The organism is Paenibacillus sp. sgz302114 (assembly GCF_056120345.1).
The window spans coordinates 1-407 of record NZ_JBVYOI010000046.1; the positions used below are offsets into that span (position 1 = coordinate 1).

A 407-nucleotide genomic window follows, 5' to 3' on the forward strand; every position below is an offset into this window, starting at 1 on the left:
ACATCCGTTTGGTAATAATGGCGAAGGGGAACCACGCGTACCCATCTCGAACACGACCGTTAAGCCCTTCAGCGCCGATGGTACTTGGACCGCAGGGTCCTGGAAGAGTAGGACGTTGCCAAGCGGGTGCGATAAGCACCGAGTTTGATGGATGTGTCTTTTCTTGAAGCAATTCAGGAAGAGGATGCGTTCAGAAAAACACTAGCACCTTGAAAACTGGATATGAAATTTGCGAAATATCTCTTAGCTGAGATTAACTAGAAATGCAAGCGAAGGTTTTGCTAGCCACGACTTTGATGCTGAGCGAAAGCTCCGGCATCTCGAATGAGAACGACTTTGGTCGAAGACCACGGGAGAGATCATCGAGATGGCGGTACTGTAGCGAAGTACATCACGGGAGTGACTCA

At 49.1% G+C, this 407-nt stretch carries 1 rRNA gene; it reads left to right on the forward strand.

Features of this window, described 5'->3' with window-relative positions:
• The first annotated feature begins 7 nt into the window (after nucleotides 1–7).
• Nucleotides 8–124 (forward strand): 5S ribosomal RNA (gene rrf / locus AC0LWF_RS27855).
• Nucleotides 125–407: the final 283 nt, after the last annotated feature.